This is a genomic window from Nostoc sp. CmiVER01, from assembly GCF_034531135.2.
GTDB lineage: Bacteria > Cyanobacteriota > Cyanobacteriia > Cyanobacteriales > Nostocaceae > Nostoc.
In genome coordinates this window covers 42,665-59,496 of sequence record NZ_JAVRBU020000017.1, presented here as the reverse complement: position 1 = coordinate 59,496, position 16,832 = coordinate 42,665, and the positions used below count along the sequence as shown (strand labels likewise).

The 16,832-nt window shown below is 39.3% G+C and carries 17 protein-coding genes and 3 pseudogenes; 12 read left to right on the top strand and 8 right to left on the bottom strand.

What is annotated here, in order from left to right; all coding sequences use genetic code 11:
- The first annotated feature begins 595 nt into the window (after positions 1–595).
- Positions 596–1,303, top strand: a complete 708-nt coding sequence (locus tag RMZ43_RS27020; protein WP_322648759.1) for a Crp/Fnr family transcriptional regulator — start codon at positions 596–598, stop codon at positions 1,301–1,303.
- A gap of 59 nt (positions 1,304–1,362) precedes the next feature.
- On the opposite strand, the gene RMZ43_RS27015 is transcribed toward RMZ43_RS27020, so the two are convergent.
- Entirely contained in the window at positions 1,363–1,986 is a 624-nt protein-coding gene (locus RMZ43_RS27015; protein WP_322654328.1) for a PAS domain-containing protein, read from the bottom strand.
- A gap of 748 nt (positions 1,987–2,734) precedes the next feature.
- Here RMZ43_RS27015 and RMZ43_RS27010 point away from each other — a divergent pair.
- Complete coding sequence (locus RMZ43_RS27010) at positions 2,735–2,878, top strand: helix-turn-helix domain-containing protein (RefSeq protein ID WP_109007878.1); 144 nt, start codon at positions 2,735–2,737, stop codon at positions 2,876–2,878.
- A gap of 200 nt (positions 2,879–3,078) precedes the next feature.
- Here the strand turns inward: RMZ43_RS27010 and RMZ43_RS27005 are convergent, their stop codons facing one another.
- From RMZ43_RS27005 to RMZ43_RS26990, 4 genes and pseudogenes are all read right to left on the bottom strand, one after another.
- Positions 3,079–5,004, bottom strand: a complete 1,926-nt coding sequence (locus tag RMZ43_RS27005) for an iron uptake porin (protein WP_322654370.1) — start codon at positions 5,002–5,004, stop codon at positions 3,079–3,081.
- 567 nt (positions 5,005–5,571) lie between these two features.
- A complete protein-coding gene (locus RMZ43_RS27000) occupies positions 5,572–6,114 on the bottom strand; it encodes a hypothetical protein (RefSeq protein ID WP_322648761.1) in 543 nt (180 codons plus the stop codon).
- A 205-nt stretch (positions 6,115–6,319) separates the two neighbouring features.
- Positions 6,320–7,099 (bottom strand): annotated as a pseudogene (locus tag RMZ43_RS26995) (isoprenyl transferase).
- 23 nt (positions 7,100–7,122) lie between these two features.
- Positions 7,123–8,082: pseudogene (locus RMZ43_RS26990) on the bottom strand (ferritin-like domain-containing protein).
- A 251-nt stretch (positions 8,083–8,333) separates the two neighbouring features.
- Between RMZ43_RS26990 and RMZ43_RS26985 the strand changes: the two are divergent.
- The 3 genes from RMZ43_RS26985 to RMZ43_RS26975 all read left to right on the top strand — a co-directional run bounded on the left by RMZ43_RS26985 (position 8,334) and on the right by RMZ43_RS26975 (position 9,483).
- Positions 8,334–8,573, top strand: a complete 240-nt coding sequence (locus tag RMZ43_RS26985) for a hypothetical protein (protein WP_322648763.1) — start codon at positions 8,334–8,336, stop codon at positions 8,571–8,573.
- Positions 8,570–8,983 carry a putative toxin-antitoxin system toxin component, PIN family gene (locus RMZ43_RS26980; protein ID WP_322654329.1) on the top strand — a complete coding sequence of 138 codons (414 nt, stop codon included), beginning with the start codon at positions 8,570–8,572 and terminating at the stop codon, positions 8,981–8,983. Before RMZ43_RS26985 ends, RMZ43_RS26980 begins: the two co-directional genes overlap by 4 nt.
- A 359-nt stretch (positions 8,984–9,342) precedes the next feature.
- Complete coding sequence (locus RMZ43_RS26975; RefSeq protein WP_322654330.1) at positions 9,343–9,483, top strand: hypothetical protein; 141 nt, start codon at positions 9,343–9,345, stop codon at positions 9,481–9,483.
- A gap of 94 nt (positions 9,484–9,577) precedes the next feature.
- On the opposite strand, the pseudogene RMZ43_RS26970 reads toward RMZ43_RS26975, so the two are convergent.
- Positions 9,578–10,302: pseudogene (locus tag RMZ43_RS26970) on the bottom strand (Uma2 family endonuclease).
- Between the two features lie 94 nt (positions 10,303–10,396).
- Here RMZ43_RS26970 and RMZ43_RS26965 point away from each other — a divergent pair.
- The 5 genes from RMZ43_RS26965 to RMZ43_RS26945 all read left to right on the top strand — a co-directional run bounded on the left by RMZ43_RS26965 (position 10,397) and on the right by RMZ43_RS26945 (position 13,892).
- Positions 10,397–10,660, top strand: a complete 264-nt coding sequence (locus RMZ43_RS26965) for a CopG family transcriptional regulator (RefSeq protein WP_322648765.1) — start codon at positions 10,397–10,399, stop codon at positions 10,658–10,660.
- Complete coding sequence (locus RMZ43_RS26960; RefSeq protein ID WP_322654331.1) at positions 10,647–10,901, top strand: type II toxin-antitoxin system VapC family toxin; 255 nt, start codon at positions 10,647–10,649, stop codon at positions 10,899–10,901. The genes RMZ43_RS26965 and RMZ43_RS26960 overlap by 14 nt, the downstream gene beginning before the upstream one ends.
- A 3-nt stretch (positions 10,902–10,904) precedes the next feature.
- Positions 10,905–11,072: a hypothetical protein gene (locus RMZ43_RS26955; RefSeq protein WP_322654332.1), complete on the top strand. Its 168-nt coding sequence runs from the start codon at positions 10,905–10,907 to the stop codon at positions 11,070–11,072.
- Positions 11,073–11,192: 120 nt separating this feature from the next.
- Positions 11,193–13,586 carry a tetratricopeptide repeat protein gene (locus RMZ43_RS26950; protein ID WP_322654333.1) on the top strand — a complete coding sequence of 798 codons (2,394 nt, stop codon included), beginning with the start codon at positions 11,193–11,195 and terminating at the stop codon, positions 13,584–13,586.
- Positions 13,587–13,763: 177 nt separating this feature from the next.
- Positions 13,764–13,892 (top strand): hypothetical protein, encoded by a 129-nt coding sequence (locus tag RMZ43_RS26945; protein ID WP_322648767.1) that lies wholly within the window; start codon positions 13,764–13,766, stop codon positions 13,890–13,892.
- Positions 13,893–13,897: 5 nt separating this feature from the next.
- On the opposite strand, the gene RMZ43_RS26940 is transcribed toward RMZ43_RS26945, so the two are convergent.
- Together RMZ43_RS26940 and RMZ43_RS26935 are read right to left on the bottom strand one after the other, a co-directional pair.
- Positions 13,898–14,200: a hypothetical protein gene (locus RMZ43_RS26940; RefSeq protein ID WP_322654334.1), complete on the bottom strand. Its 303-nt coding sequence runs from the start codon at positions 14,198–14,200 to the stop codon at positions 13,898–13,900.
- 150 nt (positions 14,201–14,350) lie between these two features.
- Positions 14,351–14,587 (bottom strand): hypothetical protein, encoded by a 237-nt coding sequence (locus RMZ43_RS26935; protein WP_322654335.1) that lies wholly within the window; start codon positions 14,585–14,587, stop codon positions 14,351–14,353.
- Between the two features lie 702 nt (positions 14,588–15,289).
- Between RMZ43_RS26935 and RMZ43_RS26930 the strand changes: the two genes are divergently transcribed.
- A complete protein-coding gene (locus RMZ43_RS26930) occupies positions 15,290–15,946 on the top strand; it encodes a DUF2301 domain-containing membrane protein (RefSeq protein ID WP_322654336.1) in 657 nt (218 codons plus the stop codon).
- Positions 15,946–16,635 carry an ElyC/SanA/YdcF family protein gene (locus tag RMZ43_RS26925; RefSeq protein ID WP_322654337.1) on the top strand — a complete coding sequence of 230 codons (690 nt, stop codon included), beginning with the start codon at positions 15,946–15,948 and terminating at the stop codon, positions 16,633–16,635. The genes RMZ43_RS26930 and RMZ43_RS26925 overlap by 1 nt, the downstream gene beginning before the upstream one ends.
- Positions 16,636–16,832 lie beyond the last annotated feature (197 nt).

Genomic DNA, 16,832 nt, shown 5'->3' with positions numbered 1-16,832 from the left:
TTGCCAAATTATCCATAATCATAAAACAACCTCACCCCCAACCCCTTTACGCCTGTGGGGTGAGGTTCTCCGAGTTTAATAAGTAATCAAGCAGATATGACATAACTCAATACTGGAATATTTGGCCCGGATTTCTCACAAGTGAGAAATCCGGGCGTAGTGTACAATAAAAATACCTTTAACTAATACAGATTGTAAAACCTTACTTGGCGTAAAAACCTTGAAAAGGTATAAGTTAATTATTAAAAAATTTCTGGCCAATATCTCTTCAAAATTGGCTAACGTTACGTAGTTATGCTTATAGTTTAATAAGTAATCAAGTAAATATGATATAACTCAATGGTAGAATATTTGGCCCGGATTTCTCACATGTGAGAAATCCGGGCCAAATATACAATTAAAATACTTTTTATTAATACGCATTGTAAAACCTTACTTAGCGTAAAATCTTGAAAAGGTATCAGTTAATTATTAAAAAACTGCTGGCCAATATCTCTTCAAAATTGGCTAATCTTGCATAGCTATGCTTATAAGTCTTCGGATGGCGTAGATTAAAAATATTAAAAATAGTTCATAAAAAAGCTCTAAAAAATATATGGCTACTGAAAACCTTCTGCTTGCCGCCCTACCCAGTGAGGTGTACAAGCGGATAGAAAACAAAATGGAGCAGGTCGAGCTGTCATACGGCGAGATACTCAACCGACCCGGCCAAACCATTGAAGAAGTTTACTTTCCTCTCACTTGCCTGATCTCAGTCACTATTACGATGATGGACGGCATCACGGTTGAAGCCGGAGTGGTCGGAAGCCGCGAGATGGTAGGAATTAACGCTTTCATGGGCGGCCAGGAGACGACGCAGACCCAGTACATCGTTCAGGTTCCCGGCAAAGCGGTGAAAACGAAGGCACATCTGCTGCTGCATGAGTTCGACACCAATAAGTCGCTGCGGGACGTGATGCTCAAATACACACAGGCTTATCTCGCGCAAATCTCGCAGAATGTTGCCTGCAACCGCACTCATACTATAGAAAAACGCATGGCCCGTTGGTTGCTTGAGTCGAGCGATCGTCTCTACTCGGATGAACTGTTCCTGTCTCATGAGTTCCTTTCCCACATGCTGGGCGTGCGCCGTTCTGGTATCACCGAAACCGCGCACATCTTAGAAAAGAAAGGTCTTATCAAATGCGGCCGAAAGAAAATCAAAACCGTTGATCGACAGGGGCTAGAAGAGGCTGCCTGTGAGTGTTATAGAGTAATCAAAGAGGAATACGATCGCCTTCTAAACTTTAAGTTAGAGAGATAACGTGTAGAGAACTTGCAACAAGTCTTTCCCCTTGCTCCCCTGCCTCTTATAAGCCCTTCTCATATTAAAAGCGCTGATTGAGGCTGTTGCCAGATATGAGTCATATCGCGCACCATCCAGCGCAAACCTGTTAACTTGCCTTTAACGTCGCGGATAAGAGCTACAGTCATAGCAGCCTCAAAAGGCTCACAATCACGAGGCTGTATGCGTAATATCCACTCTTGGATATAGTCACACTCACACTCGTATATCTGATTTAGTTGGCAACGAAACGCGTGACGTTCTTCTACTGGAATGAAACAGGCTAACGGTTTGTTGACCAAAAATCGCTGTTGAACATTGAACAGTGCGGCAGTGGCATAATTAGCTGACTGAATTTTTCCTTGTGTGTCACTCACCAAGTAAGCATTTGGGATAAACTCCAATAGGTCTTGGTAGCGCTTGTATTCCTCTCTAAGTCGTGCTTGTACATCTCCCAATTTTTGAGTTTGCTCAAACAGCTTCTCTGTAACTATCTCTAGTCTTTTTGAAACAGTATCAAGTTCCTTCAAGAATGCTAGCAGCAAATCGGTTTCTGGCTGTACAGGGGTGTTTGCATCTTGGTAAAGGTTAGCTAAACGCCCTTGCACTGATTTTAACTGCTGGGCAAACATATCTAAGTTCATTATCAATTCAGGTGGCATCTAAATTTCAATCCCTGAATAAAAACAAAAAGACTGTTAACCAATTTCTAATGGATTTTATCCCGCCAATGATTTGTTACGGGATTCTAGCCAGTAACGATAAGTTAAGGGATATTACCATCTATGAATTTGATCCTAACTTCTCATAACTTCGGGATTGCCTACATTGAAGTATTATTTAAAGACTAAAACACCTAGTCGCTCTCAGTCAGTACGATTTCGTACAATATTATGAAAGTTTGTTCTTGATACTTAGACCCCGGTATCGCTGTAAGAGTCGCCACGAGTTCTTACCCTCTGGCTTTGATAAACTACAACCAAGTAACGAGGTTGAAAGGTTGCTTCTCCCTATAACCCTTACAAATAGACATTTTTGGAAAGTATAGGATTTCTCTTTCTGACTCAATTTTCTTAAAAGCACCCCTAACCATAGATAAAGTACTTATCTAGTTGGAGAAAGGCATTGAGGTTATTTTAATAACTATGCCGAAATTCTGATAATTTTGCTTTGTATCTCTTATTGCTAGCGAACTTAACATTAAACTATACTTTATCTGTCTTCACAAATTCACTAGATAGAAGAATAAATTTTGCAAAAAGAGTAATTTTTTTACATAAGATTAACCACGGTCAGTTTTCTAGTTTATAGGAATTACGAAAAATGACTGTAAAAACTTCTTTTGCAATAATTCTTGCATCTAAATAATACGGATTTTTACCAACCCTATACAAAAGGTCTAAAAATTAGATGGATGATTTAAAACAATTAGATAAGTATGCCTTTCAAGTCTTAACGATGAGCAGAGAGGGGTATTCTAGTCGCCAGATCGCCCAGCAGTTTCATCTAAGTTATAAGACAGTAAAGGATATTGTGGAACGGTTTTCTAATTAGCGATAAAATGAAGAAAATTTTCAATCCCTATCTCGGTTAGTAGGTTTGGATTTTAGAAATATTAGTGCGCTTCAGCGCCGACTTAATATTTTTCTGTCACGATACTAGTGAGACAGGGCAATATTGTTATTACCGTGACTTGTTATCCAATCTCAAAATCCCCCAATAAATTGGGGGACTTTGACCATACTCCCAATCTCTTAAAACGTAAAAGTAGTCCGAAGTACACCTACAGTCGTAGTGTCATTGTTGCTGTTACCTTCTGGGTTAAAGAGAATAAATGCACCTGGGGTAATGCTGATATTATCGTTAAGTTGAAGGCGATAATAGGCTTCTAAATGGTAAGGAGTCGCCCGATTCTCGCCTGTAGGGGTAAGTTGAGCAGAACCACCAGTATCAGTACGGAAAAGCGGTTGACCAAAAAGAATCCCGGCAGTGTTTCCTGATTTGAATAAATCTCTGAAGTGAACTCCCGCCATCCAACTTGTAAAGGTGGTGGAAGCATTCACGGTATTTGAAGCAGCATCAACAAATAGTGCTGCACCGTAGCCAGATAAGGCTATTTTGGGAGACAATCGCCATGTTAACGTACCCCCAACAGAGTTGAGTGTGACCGGTGTTTCAGGCCCAACCCCTGCTAAAGCATTGATATCACTACTAACTAATCCTGTACCCAAAATATTGATTTCGTGATAACTGTGGGCATAGTTTAAACCAATATCAAAAGCGGAACTTGGCTTGAAGGTTAACTGTGTGGCAATTACACTACTACCACTAAATAAACCTGCTCCCAAAGGTGTAGTAGAAACTCCTGGTAATCCCGCAACGTCAGTAGCAGATTTTTGGGTTAAATTGGCATTTGGATTGCCGTATAAAGCTCTTAAATCCAAATTTGGCGAAATGTTAAAAATAAATCCCGCCGCCGATGCTAAACCAGTACCTGAAGTTCCACCAGAAACCCGTACCACAGGATTCAAGTTGCCAAAACGAGAAATTGACTCTTGTCCTTCACCATAAAAAGGCGTAATTGCTGGGAAAGCATCTGATGTCTCCGCCGCAGTTCCCGCAAACAAGGTTAATTTATTAGCGACGGGAAAGATATACAGTAATTTATAAAGCTGAACACTGTTTGAGCCAACACTCGACAAAGTATTGACATTTAACCCCGGAAATTGCGGCTCAAAACTGGTACGAGCGCTACTTGAACTTAAAATCGGCGAAGCTAATCCTAAACTTTGTTGTAAGCTACCCTCTCCAGTGGCTCCACCCAAAAAGTTATAAGCTTGCAATCCAGTAATTAATGAATCTTTACCAGTAAAGCTAGTGGTGAGATTTAACCGCACTCTATTAACTAAGATGATGTTCGAGTCGCTGTTATTAGGAGCGCCGCCGCTAGCACCAACACCAGCAATAATTACCTCTCCATTAAGTTTAGTAGTCGTAGAAAACTGATTTGCTTCTAGTTCTGCTGTGCGAGCTTCTACAGCATCTACTCGACCCCGCAATGTTGCCAATTCCGCCGCAAATTGTTCTTGTAGTTTCTGCAATGTGGCTAAATCTTCTTTCTTAACCAAATCAGCAGTTGCAGTGGCAATCAGTTCGTTGATTCGTTCTAAACAAGCATTTAAACCAGCAGCAAATTCATAGCGAGTCATCGCCCGATTGCCGCGATAGGTTTGATTGGGGTAACCTGCAATACAACCATAACGTTCGACTAAAGATTGTAGTGCCTGGAAGGCCCAATCGGTCGGCTGTACATCAGATAATTGGGATACCGATGTTACTTGTGCAAGTTTATATGAGGATGGAGATAAACTTGCTGATTGTTGTATGATTGGCTGCCAAAAGTTAACAGCAGAATCTACTCCTAAATCTTGATTTTTTTGCTGTTGATTGACTGAGGGTAAGTTTTTTTGACTTTCATTAGCTATCAGCAATTGACTGGAGGTATTATTTGCTAAATTGCTTTGATGAGAATCATTTTTTTGATAGCTGCCATCATCTTGATTAACAGCTACGTTTTTATCTGCAATTTCTGGACTAGGAAGGGCTTGCACAGGTAATAACCCAGCAATTAAACATAAAAATCCCATCCCACTAGCAGAAGCTAGTAGATATTTTGTCATCATAACTCCCAACACCAATAAAATAATGGAAAAATTAATTGCGATTTTAAAATGCATTGATAAGTAAATTTAAAGTAAATCTAGCAAGAGAGTCTTGTTAACTTTAAATTTTTGGTATCAGGATTTTTTCTGAATTAACTTACCAAAACATCAGCTCATATCGCAAGTATTAAATTATAGTAAATACTATTTTTGGAAAGAATTAACAACAAGTTATATTGATAGTTCTTATAGTTACCATAGAAAATTATAAATGGTTCGTGAACAGTATGTTCAGTAGGATGCCTGATTCATAATGCTTCCAATTTTTCTCTGTTCAAAGTTAAAATCGGATTACTATATTGACAAAATAATAATTAAATAAGTCTGATTTTGTGATAAAAGCGAATATAGGTATTGAGCTAAGGATTTTGGCTCAATACGTACCAAAGAATAATTTAGTCAAAAAAACTAAGAGCCTGCGATCGCAGGCTGCTCCATTTAGGTGTAAGTAATATCGGGAGGAAAACGGTGGAAATAAGTGCATATTTTAGTCCACAATTTCTCTGATTGAGATACTTCAAGAATTTAATCCCACCAATAGGTAAGAATAACCGCATCACAATCCTGGTGAACATCTTCACCCCATAGTCCCCCTTCCAATCTAGTTCTCAGTCGGCGCTTAAGCCGCAAACCGTAGTCTTCATTCGTCCCATCACTTATCTCTACCGAATCAGCTCGCCATTTTTTGCCCAAGTCTAAAAGCTCAGACACTTTTGTGTCTTGGTTCTCTGTAAGGATGTACAACGTATCGGCAGGATAAGCAATGAAATGGATGATGCTGGTTTCAGGCATGGGGCGATAGTTCGCCATTGCCAGGAGGGTATCAACCATACCACTAAAGCTTAAACCGTTTTCATCTGGTGCAAAGATTGGTTTTGTGAACAGAAAGCTTGCCCATAAATTTCTGTGGTTGGAAAGGTCAGTAATCACTTCTTCGCCATCAAACTCATTAAACCGACGCTGCCAAACCAAGGCAGCAAAGAGTTCTTGAGGAGAATAGGATTTCGCAATCGATTGGATTTTGCCTAAATCAAGCATCACATTGACGGTAAGTAATATTTTTAACAAAACATTTGTAACTACCCTTGCAGTTTATTTACCCAGTGCCTGCTATTCTTATAGTTACTTCGGTCTGTCATAGCAGATAGATTATCCTCAATAATGTTTCATTTATTAGCGCTCATATACCATCATGGTAATGTGGGTGCTTTTACTTTATCGCTCATTGCGAGAATCCGGTTTAATTTTTAGGCGATGTCTAGTGTTTGGTAGACTAAGCTGACACTGAAGCTTTAACTTGACCGAAACGGCGATGTCTACGACGGGCTACGCCTACGCGTCTTTGGTAGCTCAACAAAGCCTGATGAAACGCTTCTCTATTAAAATCTGGTCAAAGAATATCGGTGAAATACATTTCTGTATACGCCATCTGCCACAGGAGAAAATTACTCAATCGCATCTCACCACTAGTACGAATCAGCAAATCGGGTTCTGGAGTATCTGCTGTATAAAGATATTGTTCTACGAGACTTTCATTCACTTCTTGGGGACTAAGTTCGCCCTGTTGCACGAGTTGAGCTACTTGACGGCAAACTCTGGTAATTTCGTTGCGGCTCCCGTAGTTGACTGCAACAGTAAAGTGGATTGCTTGATTGTTCAACGTCTCTGTCATTGAACCTTCCATTTCCGTCTGTAGGGACTTGGGTAAAGCCGATAAATCTCCAATAAATGAGATTCGTACTCCTTCTTGATGCATCTGAGCTAACTCGCGGTGTAGTAATCGTTCAAACAAATGCATCAGAAAATCCACTTCTTCAACGGGACGCTGCCAATTTTCTGTTGAGAAAGCGTAGGCTGTCAACGCTTTGATTCCCCAATCTTTGCAGCAACGCAATAGTTTTTTGAGCGTCTTTGCTCCTTGGCGATGTCCAGCAATGCGTGGTAATCCTCGACTCGTTGCCCATCGGCCGTTACCATCCATGATGACGGCAATATGTTGGGGGATTTTTTGAGGGTTTAAATCGGTGGGTAATTTCGATTTGTCATTTGTCATTTGTCCTTTGTCCTTTGTTTTTACTAATATCTAATTTCAAATAAATCTTGCAGATAGTCTGGTGTAAGGGTGTTGTTCCAACTCCATAAACGATGCATGGTGTAGGCGAAGGTGAAAAGGAGAGTTGTTTTGTTGCTTAATGACCAAGCATTCCAGTTAAGAGTAGCCATCATGCGGCGGAGGGTACGTATGAGGTTGTTACGCTGATAGTTTTGCGTTAGCGAAGCTCACCGAAGGTATCGCGTTTTAATCAGCGTGTGTCCAATTCGCATCAACCCAGTATCAGGGAAAGTCCAGACTCCAAACCCCCAGAATTTGGTCGTATGGTTGATTTCATCCTGTGCTAGTTCCTCTAGAACATCTTGGAGTGCGCCAGTGGTATGAGCCATCAACCAAATATAAAGACAGGTAGCACCGTATTCTGTAGCAATGCGGTGTAAGCCGTGGCGATATAAATCTTCGTGAGCGTTATCTGTAGGGAGATAGCCTCTAACAGTACGAAGTTTTGGGGTAATTTTCTCGCCTGTTAATTGGGTGTAGATTTTAATTAATGCAGGTGTGTGTTGACGTTCTTCCTTTTCCCACAAACCAAGTTCTAGCAGTTCGCCATCTTTACCGACAGTTCCACCAACAAACCGAGCCATCTGAGGATGCAATTTTTCCAAATACTGCCGACTGGTTTGGGTATAACCGCGAATGGGAGCTTCTGTATCCATCGCACCTATCAATATAGATAAAAATACCTCTGCATCTAAGCCGATAATTTGATTGCGATTAATTGTTTGCCAGTCGATGTGTTTCCAGGGACGCGGTTGAGGATTGGCAAACTGTATCGGTAAATCTTGTAGACGCTCATGTAGTTTTTCGACTGCAATATATTTGTCTATAAGTGAACGAATGCGGTGCTGTGTTTGCAAGTAATGAGGGTTAGGATAGCTTTGACCTGCTAAGTCTGCTGTAATTGGGCTGAGGATATTAAGCATATTTTTATACTTAAATTTTTATCTCTATGCCCAATAGCCTAAGCGATCGCACTTCCTTTTGTCAGTCGGCTGAAGTCGGCAGTTTTATGTGATAGTGTTGCAAAAGTCGGGGAAAAAGTTGGTTATAGAAAATTTGGGTTTCCAACCTCGCCCTTCTAAGACGACTTTACAAAGTTAGAAAAGAGAATTGCAGAGAATGTAGCGAAATTGTTAGAACAAGGGTAGATAAAAGTTGAGTAACAGGATAAATCATGAACGCTTATAAAAGATATATCACTATTGAAGATCCAAAGCAGTTAGTATTATCTGATTTACCATTTAAAGCAGGACAGAGAGTTGAGGTGATTATTTTGACAGACGATAATCAAAGGGTTACTTTAGCAGAAGAATTAAAAAAGTTATTCAAAGAAATACAAGCGATACACGCAGATAATCCCTTGACTGATGAAGAAATAGCAGCAGAAATTGAAGCTTATAGACAGGGAGAATGAAAGTTATTATTGATACTAATATTGTAGTCTCTGCTGCTATAGCTGATAAAAATCCAGAGACAGTAATTTTATTTGTGATTGCTAATTCTGCTTTTGAGTGGGTTGTATCGGCAGAGATTATTGCAGAGTATAAGGAAGTTTTAAAGCGTCCTCGTTTAAAATTAACTGAGGCACAATACCAAAGATGGGTTTATTTAATTGATTCAGTGACAACACTCATTGATGTGGATGTGGAGGTTGATTTCCCCAGAGATAGGAAAGATGCAAAGTTTTTAGCTTGTGCTATTGCCGCAGGAGCAGATTTTTTTATTACGGGTGATGCTGATTTTAATGAAGCGCAAACTTTGTTAAACACAACTATTATTTCTCTGTCTTTATTTAAAAAGTTAGTTTATGATGTGAGGGAATAAGCTTCAATCTGGTAGGGTGCGTAAGATAGCGGCATAACACACCGTATAAAACTAAGCGATCGCACTTGCTTTTGTCAGTCGGCTGAAGTCGGCAGTTTTATGTGATGCGGTTGGAAGCGTCAAGGAAAAAGCCGGATTTGAATTGTGCTGATTTGATATTGAAGATTAGCTAATCAGATCAAAACAAATATTTTTAGTATAAAAAAGGACAATAGTTTTTTAAGCTCATAACACATATTCATTTTATCTTTATGAGTTATTTAGAAAAATTAGAATTTTTGCTGAGGTGGTTTTCCGTTTCCTGAGTTCACTATAGATAAAGAGTCTTAGAAGCTATTTATTTAAAGGGAAACAAGAAAATGTCTAAAACACCAAAGCTACCAAAGCCACCAAAACCACCCAAAGCACTTAAAATGCCCAAAGTAAAAGTTGTTAAAGGGTACGTTAAGAAAGATGGAACTTTTGTCAACCCTTACTTTAAAGGAATGCCTAAGATTTAACTAGTCATCTTTATGTCAGCTATGTCAGCCCTCATCCTAAATTTCTAGGTGAGGGCTAATCTATTGTTAATAACAAATATCAGCAATCGTCCCATTACGCTTCTGGCAGTTCACCAAATTGCTGACGATAACGCTCAAGTTGTTGTTGTAGTAATTCAAGCTGCTGGCGAGTTTGCTGTTCAGCTTCTTCTGGAGTTTGATAGCGCTTTCCCTGTTGGTCATACCAATACAAAACTTGACGCTGGATATTACCAGATATGTATTGCCCTCTACCGATTCCCAAACTAATTTCTGGCATCCAAAAGGGTTCACCAATTTGTAATTGATAGCTATTATCTACTAAGCGATAAACTTCAAAAGGTTGGTGGCGATCGCGTTGCCAATACTCTGGATTATAAATAATGTAGTACAGTACCCCTAGCTTGGCATAGGTGTCTAATTTTTTGTCATATTCTCCACCCGGAGTTAAGGAGACAATTTCTAAAGCCAGGATAGGCACTATGTTATTTTCTTCCCAGACACTATGTTATTTTCTTCCCAGACAACATAGCTTTTACGAGATTTATCTGCCTTGCGGCGTTCTACACCTAAGCTCAAAAATCCGTCTGGCACAATCGGCACAAGTGGACTAACCCCTGTGGTATGGTAAACGCCCATATCGACACTGAAAAACCAGTCATTACGGTTTGCCCAGATATATTGCAGCAAGAATAGAAGCAGGTTCGGAATAAAATTCTGGTCTTCGTTATCCACAGGGGTATCGTCTGAACAAGGAAGTTCAGCACTGCTAGGCAATTGACGGGGATCTGATTTCACCATAAGTAATGATGGTGCTGATGTTACCTAATGATTTTTATTCTAGACGATTCGAGGCGGACGATATACTTTAGGTAAACGTTCCAAGTTAGTGGCAATGAAGAATTTTGATATTCAGCTAGATGAAGAATATGCTCAAAAGCTTGCCTACATCCAACAGGAGGCTGATCAAGATACACTAGAGGCAATTAAATCTTTGATTGAACTGCGCTATCAACAACTTCAGCAACAAAAAACAGATCCCTTAGCTAAACTTAAGCAAAGTAAATTTATCGGCTGTTTCAAAGGAGAAACTGACTTAGCTGCTAATTCCGAAACCATTGTAAGATCGCTAATGCAAGAAAAGTATGATCGTCGCTGATACTGGCTTTTTCGTTGCACTTGGGAACCAAAACGATCAATACCATCAATTAGCACTACAAGTTTTAAATGCTCTCAATGAACCACTAGTGACTACTTACCCTGTTATTACCGAAACTTGTTACCTTCTTCTTGCTAGAGGAGGTGGTAATAATGCTCAATGTAGTTTTTTGAGAGAGGTTGCACAAGAAGCATTTGAAGTGTTTAACTTACAAAGTCACCATGTTGCACGCATGGTTTAACTCATGGAAAAATATGCAGATTTGCCAATGGATATGGCAGATGCTTCTCTGGTTGTTCTAGCAGAACATCTGGGACATGGACGAATTTTAACGCTTGATCAACGAGACTTTAATACTTACCGTTGGAATAACAGCAATCCTTTCAAGAACTTGCTGCTGAATTTTGAATAAAGTTTGCAAAAGTCGGGAAAAAAGTCGGGTTTACAGAATCTTATCCGAAAACTTCAGCAACATAACTGTAGATTGATTTATAGTTGTCCCTAAAATCTGAACTACCCTTGTTGTTACACAATGGACGCTGAAGCAGCATTAGCATGGTTAGACGCCATAATTCCTCCTCAGACTGGGGAACGATTGAGCGATTTGCAAAAAGTGATTCTTGTGCAAGTTTGGTTGGGTAGAAAATACTTAGATATCGCTCATTCTTACGGTTGTACGGAAGGACATGCTAAGGATGCTGGTTCTCAGTTATGGAAGTTGCTTTCTAAAGTATTGCGAGAAAAGATAACCAAAAGTAATTACCGCGCTACTTTGGAGCGAGTTCTGAGAAAAACTACTGCAATATCATCCAGTCTGATTGATTACTCGCGATCGCCCCAACCCACCCCAAAATTAGAGGATACCAATTTTATTGGACGAACAGAAGCGATCGCTCACCTGAATACTTTGGCAAATCAAGGATCGAAAGTCATAGTTATCCAAGGTGAAGGCGGTTTAGGCAAAACCACTCTAGCGCAGCAATATTTGCAAACTCAGGGGTTTGAGTTGGTTTTAGAACTGCTGATGGCGAAGGAAACTCAAAACATCACCCCCGCCGAACGAGTTGTAGAAGAATGGCTCAAACAAGATTTCGATCAAGAACCTGGGGTAGAATTTGGAGTTACATTAGGACGACTCAAGCGCCAACTCCACAATCGGCGAATTGGGGTGTTAATTGACAATCTCGAACCTGCATTGGATCAACAAGGTGGGTTGATTGCTTCTCACCGCAACTATGTAGAACTATTGCGGGTTTTGGCTGATGCTAGGGTGCAATCTGTTACTTTGATTACCAGTCGCGATCGCCTTTGTGAACCTGGGTTGAATGTGAATCACTATCGGCTTCCTGGTTTAGATGAAAGCGCATGGCAACAGTTTTTTAGCAACCAGGGATTAGTCATCAATTCGCCAACCTTGCAAATCATGCATCGCACTTATGGCGGTAATGCTAAAGCAATGGGAATTCTCTGTGGTTCGATTCAGGAGGATTTTGACGGTGATATGGCTCTTTATTGGCAAGAAAATCATGCCGATCCGTTAGCCGCAACCGACTTAAAAAATTTAGCAGTTAGTCAAATCAATCGTCTACAAGCCCTCGACCCCCAAGCATATCGCTTGCTTTGCCGTTTGGGATGTTATCGTTACCAAGATATACCCACCATTTCATCTCAAGGATTGTTTTGTTTACTTTGGGATGTCCCATCCGAGCAACATCGCCAAATTATCGCCTCCTTGAGAAATCGGTCTTTGGTGGAGTGCGAGAAAGGGGAATACTGGCTGCATCCCGTGATTCAAAAAGAAGCGATCGCACGTTTATGCCTTTGCAATGAATGGCAAATTACCAACCACAAAGCCGCAGAATTTTGGACAACTAATGTTAAACAAATTGAAACCTTTAAAGATGCTTTGCAAGCTTTAGAAGCTTATTATCACTATATAGATATTAATGAATTTGAATTGGCGGGTAAGGTCATTTTAAAAAGCCGAAATAATCAATGGCAGCAGTTTTTACCTCTTGGTAGTACGTTGTATCGGATGGGTTTAATTCAGCCGATACTTGCGGCGATTAATCAAGTTGTTAATAATCTGGAAAATGACCAAAATCTCAGTGAGCTTTACAATATATTGGGTGATTTATATTGGATAACAGGTAAAATTAGTCAAGCGATCGCTTGTCAACAAAGGACTATTACTCTGGCAACCCAAGCACTCAAATCACTTGTACCTCAGCCACGAAATAAACATACAGTTTATTATCTCAGGATGCTAGAGGTAGATTCTTTATTAAGTATTGGTCTTTACAAAATAGATTTGTGGGAACTAGAAGCAGCCGTAAACTTATTTCAGCAAGTAATTTATTTGGCTAAAAATACCGAGCATCATCGCTGGGCAGAGAAAGCTTCAGTGTGTTTAGCTTTGGTCTATTCTTATTTAGGTTTGCATGATGCCTCATCTGCATTAGCAGATGTAGCTTATCAAAATATTACAAACGAAAAATTGGTGGAACAGACTGGAAGATTTGTCTATTTCATGCAAATTTTGGGTCAAACCTATGTAAATTTAGGAGATTTTTCTAAGGCAAATCAAATACTTCAGCAAGCTTTGACTTTTGCTGAAGAAAGCCACTATATGCAGGTAAAAGCAAAAATACTGAATGGTTTAGCAGAAATCCATCGACAACAAGCATTTACATTAGCCCTTACTCATCATACAGAAGCAATCGAACTTTTAGATAAAATAAGTGCTAAGTGTGACCTGGCTGAAGCTTACTTCCAATTAGGTTTAACTTATCAAAAGATGGCAAAGCCTGATGATAGCCAAATGAATTTTAATCGAGCGATTCAACTATTCACTGAAATAAAAGCTCCGAAGCAAGTTAAAAAAATTTCCAACTGCGCTGCTCAAGGCTGTGTCAACCATTCCTGACATTATTGAGCGGATATCCCTGCTTTGTGCAGCTTGTTGTCTATCATTTTTAACTAAACTAAGACATAAGAGACTTCCAAATAGAAAAATAATCAATCGTTTTGGTAAGCAGTTATTGAGCAGGGGAAGAAGAAATCGGATAGTCGTATTGGATACAGGAATTGAGTAATTTAATTTTTGGAAGTCCCTAATGAGAAAAATTCAGCTTTGGCCGATTTTTGCGGTGGCGATCGCGCTCAACAAATTAAAATAACAAAACGCGATTGCATTGTCGAAGAGTATCAACTTGCGATCGCAATATTTTGAATAAATTACCGGGATCTGTTCAAGTTTTGTAAGTAGTTGGTTGCAAATGGATCGTAGACGCCCGTGCTGTCAATATCAACACCTACACCAGAGTCATCAATTCTAACAACCCCACCAATTTGGACAACAGCAAGTTGAGTAGCTGTAGGGAATAGATTTATTAAGACAGCAGGATCAATAATCACATCAGTATTGACAAAGACTGTTCTCGATACATCTTGTGCATTAGATGAGGATGCGGAAAACACAGCAGAACTTATTAAGAGCATAAAAGCTAGCTGTTTCCTGAACCGTTTGAACGATCGCATACCTTAATCTCCATAAAAACAAAGACAAGAAAATACCAAGCTCCAAAGACACCAAATATGTTTTTATTTGGTATCTTTGCAGCTTTTTATATTTCGATATTTATATATATAACTAGTAAATTTAAGGTTGAATTTTTCTAAAATCAAACTTTACAATACTTGGGTTTCCAAATTTAAATCAATTTCATTCACAGGTATTGGGCTGAAGTAGAAACTATGTTCTCTATGTCTAGGACGTAGATAGGCGTTACTTTTTTCTGGAATTGGGTAATGACCAACCTCGAATCTCAGGCGATCGCTAAACTTAATAGTAAGCTGGAATTGGTAAACCCTTAACAACCAAATAATCGCTCTTAAATTCCTCTGCAAAAATAAAAATAATAGCAAATTTCTGAACTTTAGATGGAGCGAGAATTTGAACGTTTATTTTCTAAAAAAAATGTCTAACATTAAGGTTTTTGGTGAAATTCTTATGCTGTAAGTATTTTAAGCGAGCGCACATCCAGGGCAAAGAGCAATATCTCATGACAAACCCAAGAAGAGTCTACAGTTTTGCAATTCTTTAAACAAATGCGATCGCCTACCGTGGGAGAAACAGCGCCATCGCTCACCTCATCTTCCTATATCAACTAATTATCGGGTTATCTGATTGCCAAACTTTTATATGCACTAAATTTTAAATTTGTCAATATTTACTATTTATAGCTAAAGTCTAATGTTAAAATCAAGTCTTCAGCTAAACTAGATACTATACAAACCATTGCTAATTACTAGTATAATATGGCGGAAGTTTGCCTACCTTTAACAAGGGGCAAAATCCTCTTGTTAGTCTGGTTAATGGAGATGGTACTTGGATTTACGCCATGCTTTACTGTTGCTATGTCTTTCGCTCTCGAAGGAAATCCGGTCAAATGATAGAGATAATTCACGACTCTAGTGCGTCTGTCAAGTCAACTAATACTACGAAAATGGCTTAATACTTTAGGGATTGTGACACTTTAGTTAGTCTCATTGCCCATCATATAAAAGTTACCCTTCAGCAATTTACTGTTGTACTCTATTAGTAAATTCATAACTATATTTTTAACTATGACTACGCAAACACTACCTCCACCAGAAGTTTATCAAGGTCAGTTTGGAGAATTTACAATTACTCAGAGCGATCGCACAGGCGTAATTATCTACCGTGCTGGGCTAATGGTAGCAGCACTGAGCTTTGCCATAGGCAGTGCTTTGGTTTTGCTCCCTAATAACCCGGCTATTGTTACCGCACTTACACCTCTATATACTTGTTTTAGTGTCGCTCTTGGTGTAAGTTTATTTACCATTCATATTTATATGGCATCACTGCACCGAATATTGCAAATTTTTTGGGCGATCGGTAGTATAGCATCAGTGATTCTGGCAATCTCTAGTAGTGAGCCTTTAGCTCTTACTGTTTACAATCACCCTCTTACATTATTTGGAGTTGGTTTTATTTTCGTTGCTTTGACAGGTATTTATTTTAAAGAGGCTTTTTGCTTCAATCGCCTGGAAACCAAAGTATTAACTCTAATAGTACCGCTACTATTGTTAGGACATTTAGTAAGAGTTTTACCAACTCAGGGGGAAAGTGTTTTATTAGGAATTTGGGCAACGTTATTTTTGGTGTTTGCTCTGCGAAAGACAGTGCAACCAATTCCTCCTGATATCGGAGATAAGTCTGTGTTTACTTATTTGAAAGAACAACGTTTAGCTAAGGCTTAATGCAGAGAAAAAATCGTCGGTGTCGAAAATTTCCAAAAATTAAACTAATAAAACGCCAAGAAATGTGGACACTTACGGCTCAGGGGTGGGCGATTGCAATCGCTTCGATTGCTTATTTAATATTCTTCACTATTACTCATGTACACTCATTTCTCGCCGTGACTTCCCCGATTAAATCAGCAGACGTATTGGTTGTTGAAGGATGGCTACCAGATTATGCCATACAACAAGCTTTGACTGAATTTAAAAACGGTTCTTATAGTCTAGTAATTACTACCGGAGGCTCAATAGAAAAAGGGATTTATCTTAGCGAATACAAGAACTTTGCAGAAGTGTCAGCCGCCACCTTCAAAAAACTTGGTTTAGAATCAGAGAAGGTAGTAGCTGTGCCGACACCTATGGTAATCAAGGATCGTAGTTATGCATCTGCTGCCGAATTTCATCGTTGGCTATCCGATTCAAATTTAAAGCTACAATCAATAAATGTTTTTTCTTTGGATGTTCACACCCGTAGGAGTTGGTTGCTCTTCAAAAAACTACTTAGCCCTAACATCAAAGTTGGTGCGATCGCTGCCAAAACACAAGATTATGATCCAAACAAATGGTGGGATTATAGCCAAGGTGTACGGACAATTATTGATGAAGGCATAGCTTATATTTATGCGCGGTTTTTGAATTGGAAATCCTAAAAGTAATAATTTGTAATTCGTAATTTTAAGTTACGAACTACGAATTATGTTATGTAGCTTTTCCTAATTAAATGAGCTATGTCAGGGCAAAAAAGGAGCTTGTTGTTAAGGGATTGGGGGTGAGGTTCAGTACCTACTCAACTGAGAACCAAAAATAGCTATATAAAACGTAGCTTTGGTGGGGTGCTTTTACTATA

Coding starts and splice junctions, on each gene's coding strand:
- RMZ43_RS27015 (WP_322654328.1), bottom strand. CDS start 1,986: ATGCCACCTGAATTGATAATGAACTTAGATATGTTTGCCCAGCAGTTA.
- RMZ43_RS26930 (WP_322654336.1), top strand. CDS start 15,290: ATGACTACGCAAACACTACCTCCACCAGAAGTTTATCAAGGTCAGTTT.
- RMZ43_RS26925 (WP_322654337.1), top strand. CDS start 15,946: ATGCAGAGAAAAAATCGTCGGTGTCGAAAATTTCCAAAAATTAAACTA.
- RMZ43_RS26980 (WP_322654329.1), top strand. CDS start 8,570: ATGAAAGTTATTATTGATACTAATATTGTAGTCTCTGCTGCTATAGCT.
- RMZ43_RS26940 (WP_322654334.1), bottom strand. CDS start 14,200: ATGCGATCGTTCAAACGGTTCAGGAAACAGCTAGCTTTTATGCTCTTA.
- RMZ43_RS26975 (WP_322654330.1), top strand. CDS start 9,343: ATGTCTAAAACACCAAAGCTACCAAAGCCACCAAAACCACCCAAAGCA.
- RMZ43_RS27005 (WP_322654370.1), bottom strand. CDS start 5,004: ATGACAAAATATCTACTAGCTTCTGCTAGTGGGATGGGATTTTTATGT.
- RMZ43_RS26960 (WP_322654331.1), top strand. CDS start 10,647: ATGATCGTCGCTGATACTGGCTTTTTCGTTGCACTTGGGAACCAAAAC.
- RMZ43_RS27020 (WP_322648759.1), top strand. CDS start 596: ATGGCTACTGAAAACCTTCTGCTTGCCGCCCTACCCAGTGAGGTGTAC.
- RMZ43_RS26955 (WP_322654332.1), top strand. CDS start 10,905: ATGGAAAAATATGCAGATTTGCCAATGGATATGGCAGATGCTTCTCTG.
- RMZ43_RS26965 (WP_322648765.1), top strand. CDS start 10,397: ATGAAGAATTTTGATATTCAGCTAGATGAAGAATATGCTCAAAAGCTT.
- RMZ43_RS27010 (WP_109007878.1), top strand. CDS start 2,735: ATGGATGATTTAAAACAATTAGATAAGTATGCCTTTCAAGTCTTAACG.
- RMZ43_RS26950 (WP_322654333.1), top strand. CDS start 11,193: ATGGACGCTGAAGCAGCATTAGCATGGTTAGACGCCATAATTCCTCCT.
- RMZ43_RS26985 (WP_322648763.1), top strand. CDS start 8,334: ATGAACGCTTATAAAAGATATATCACTATTGAAGATCCAAAGCAGTTA.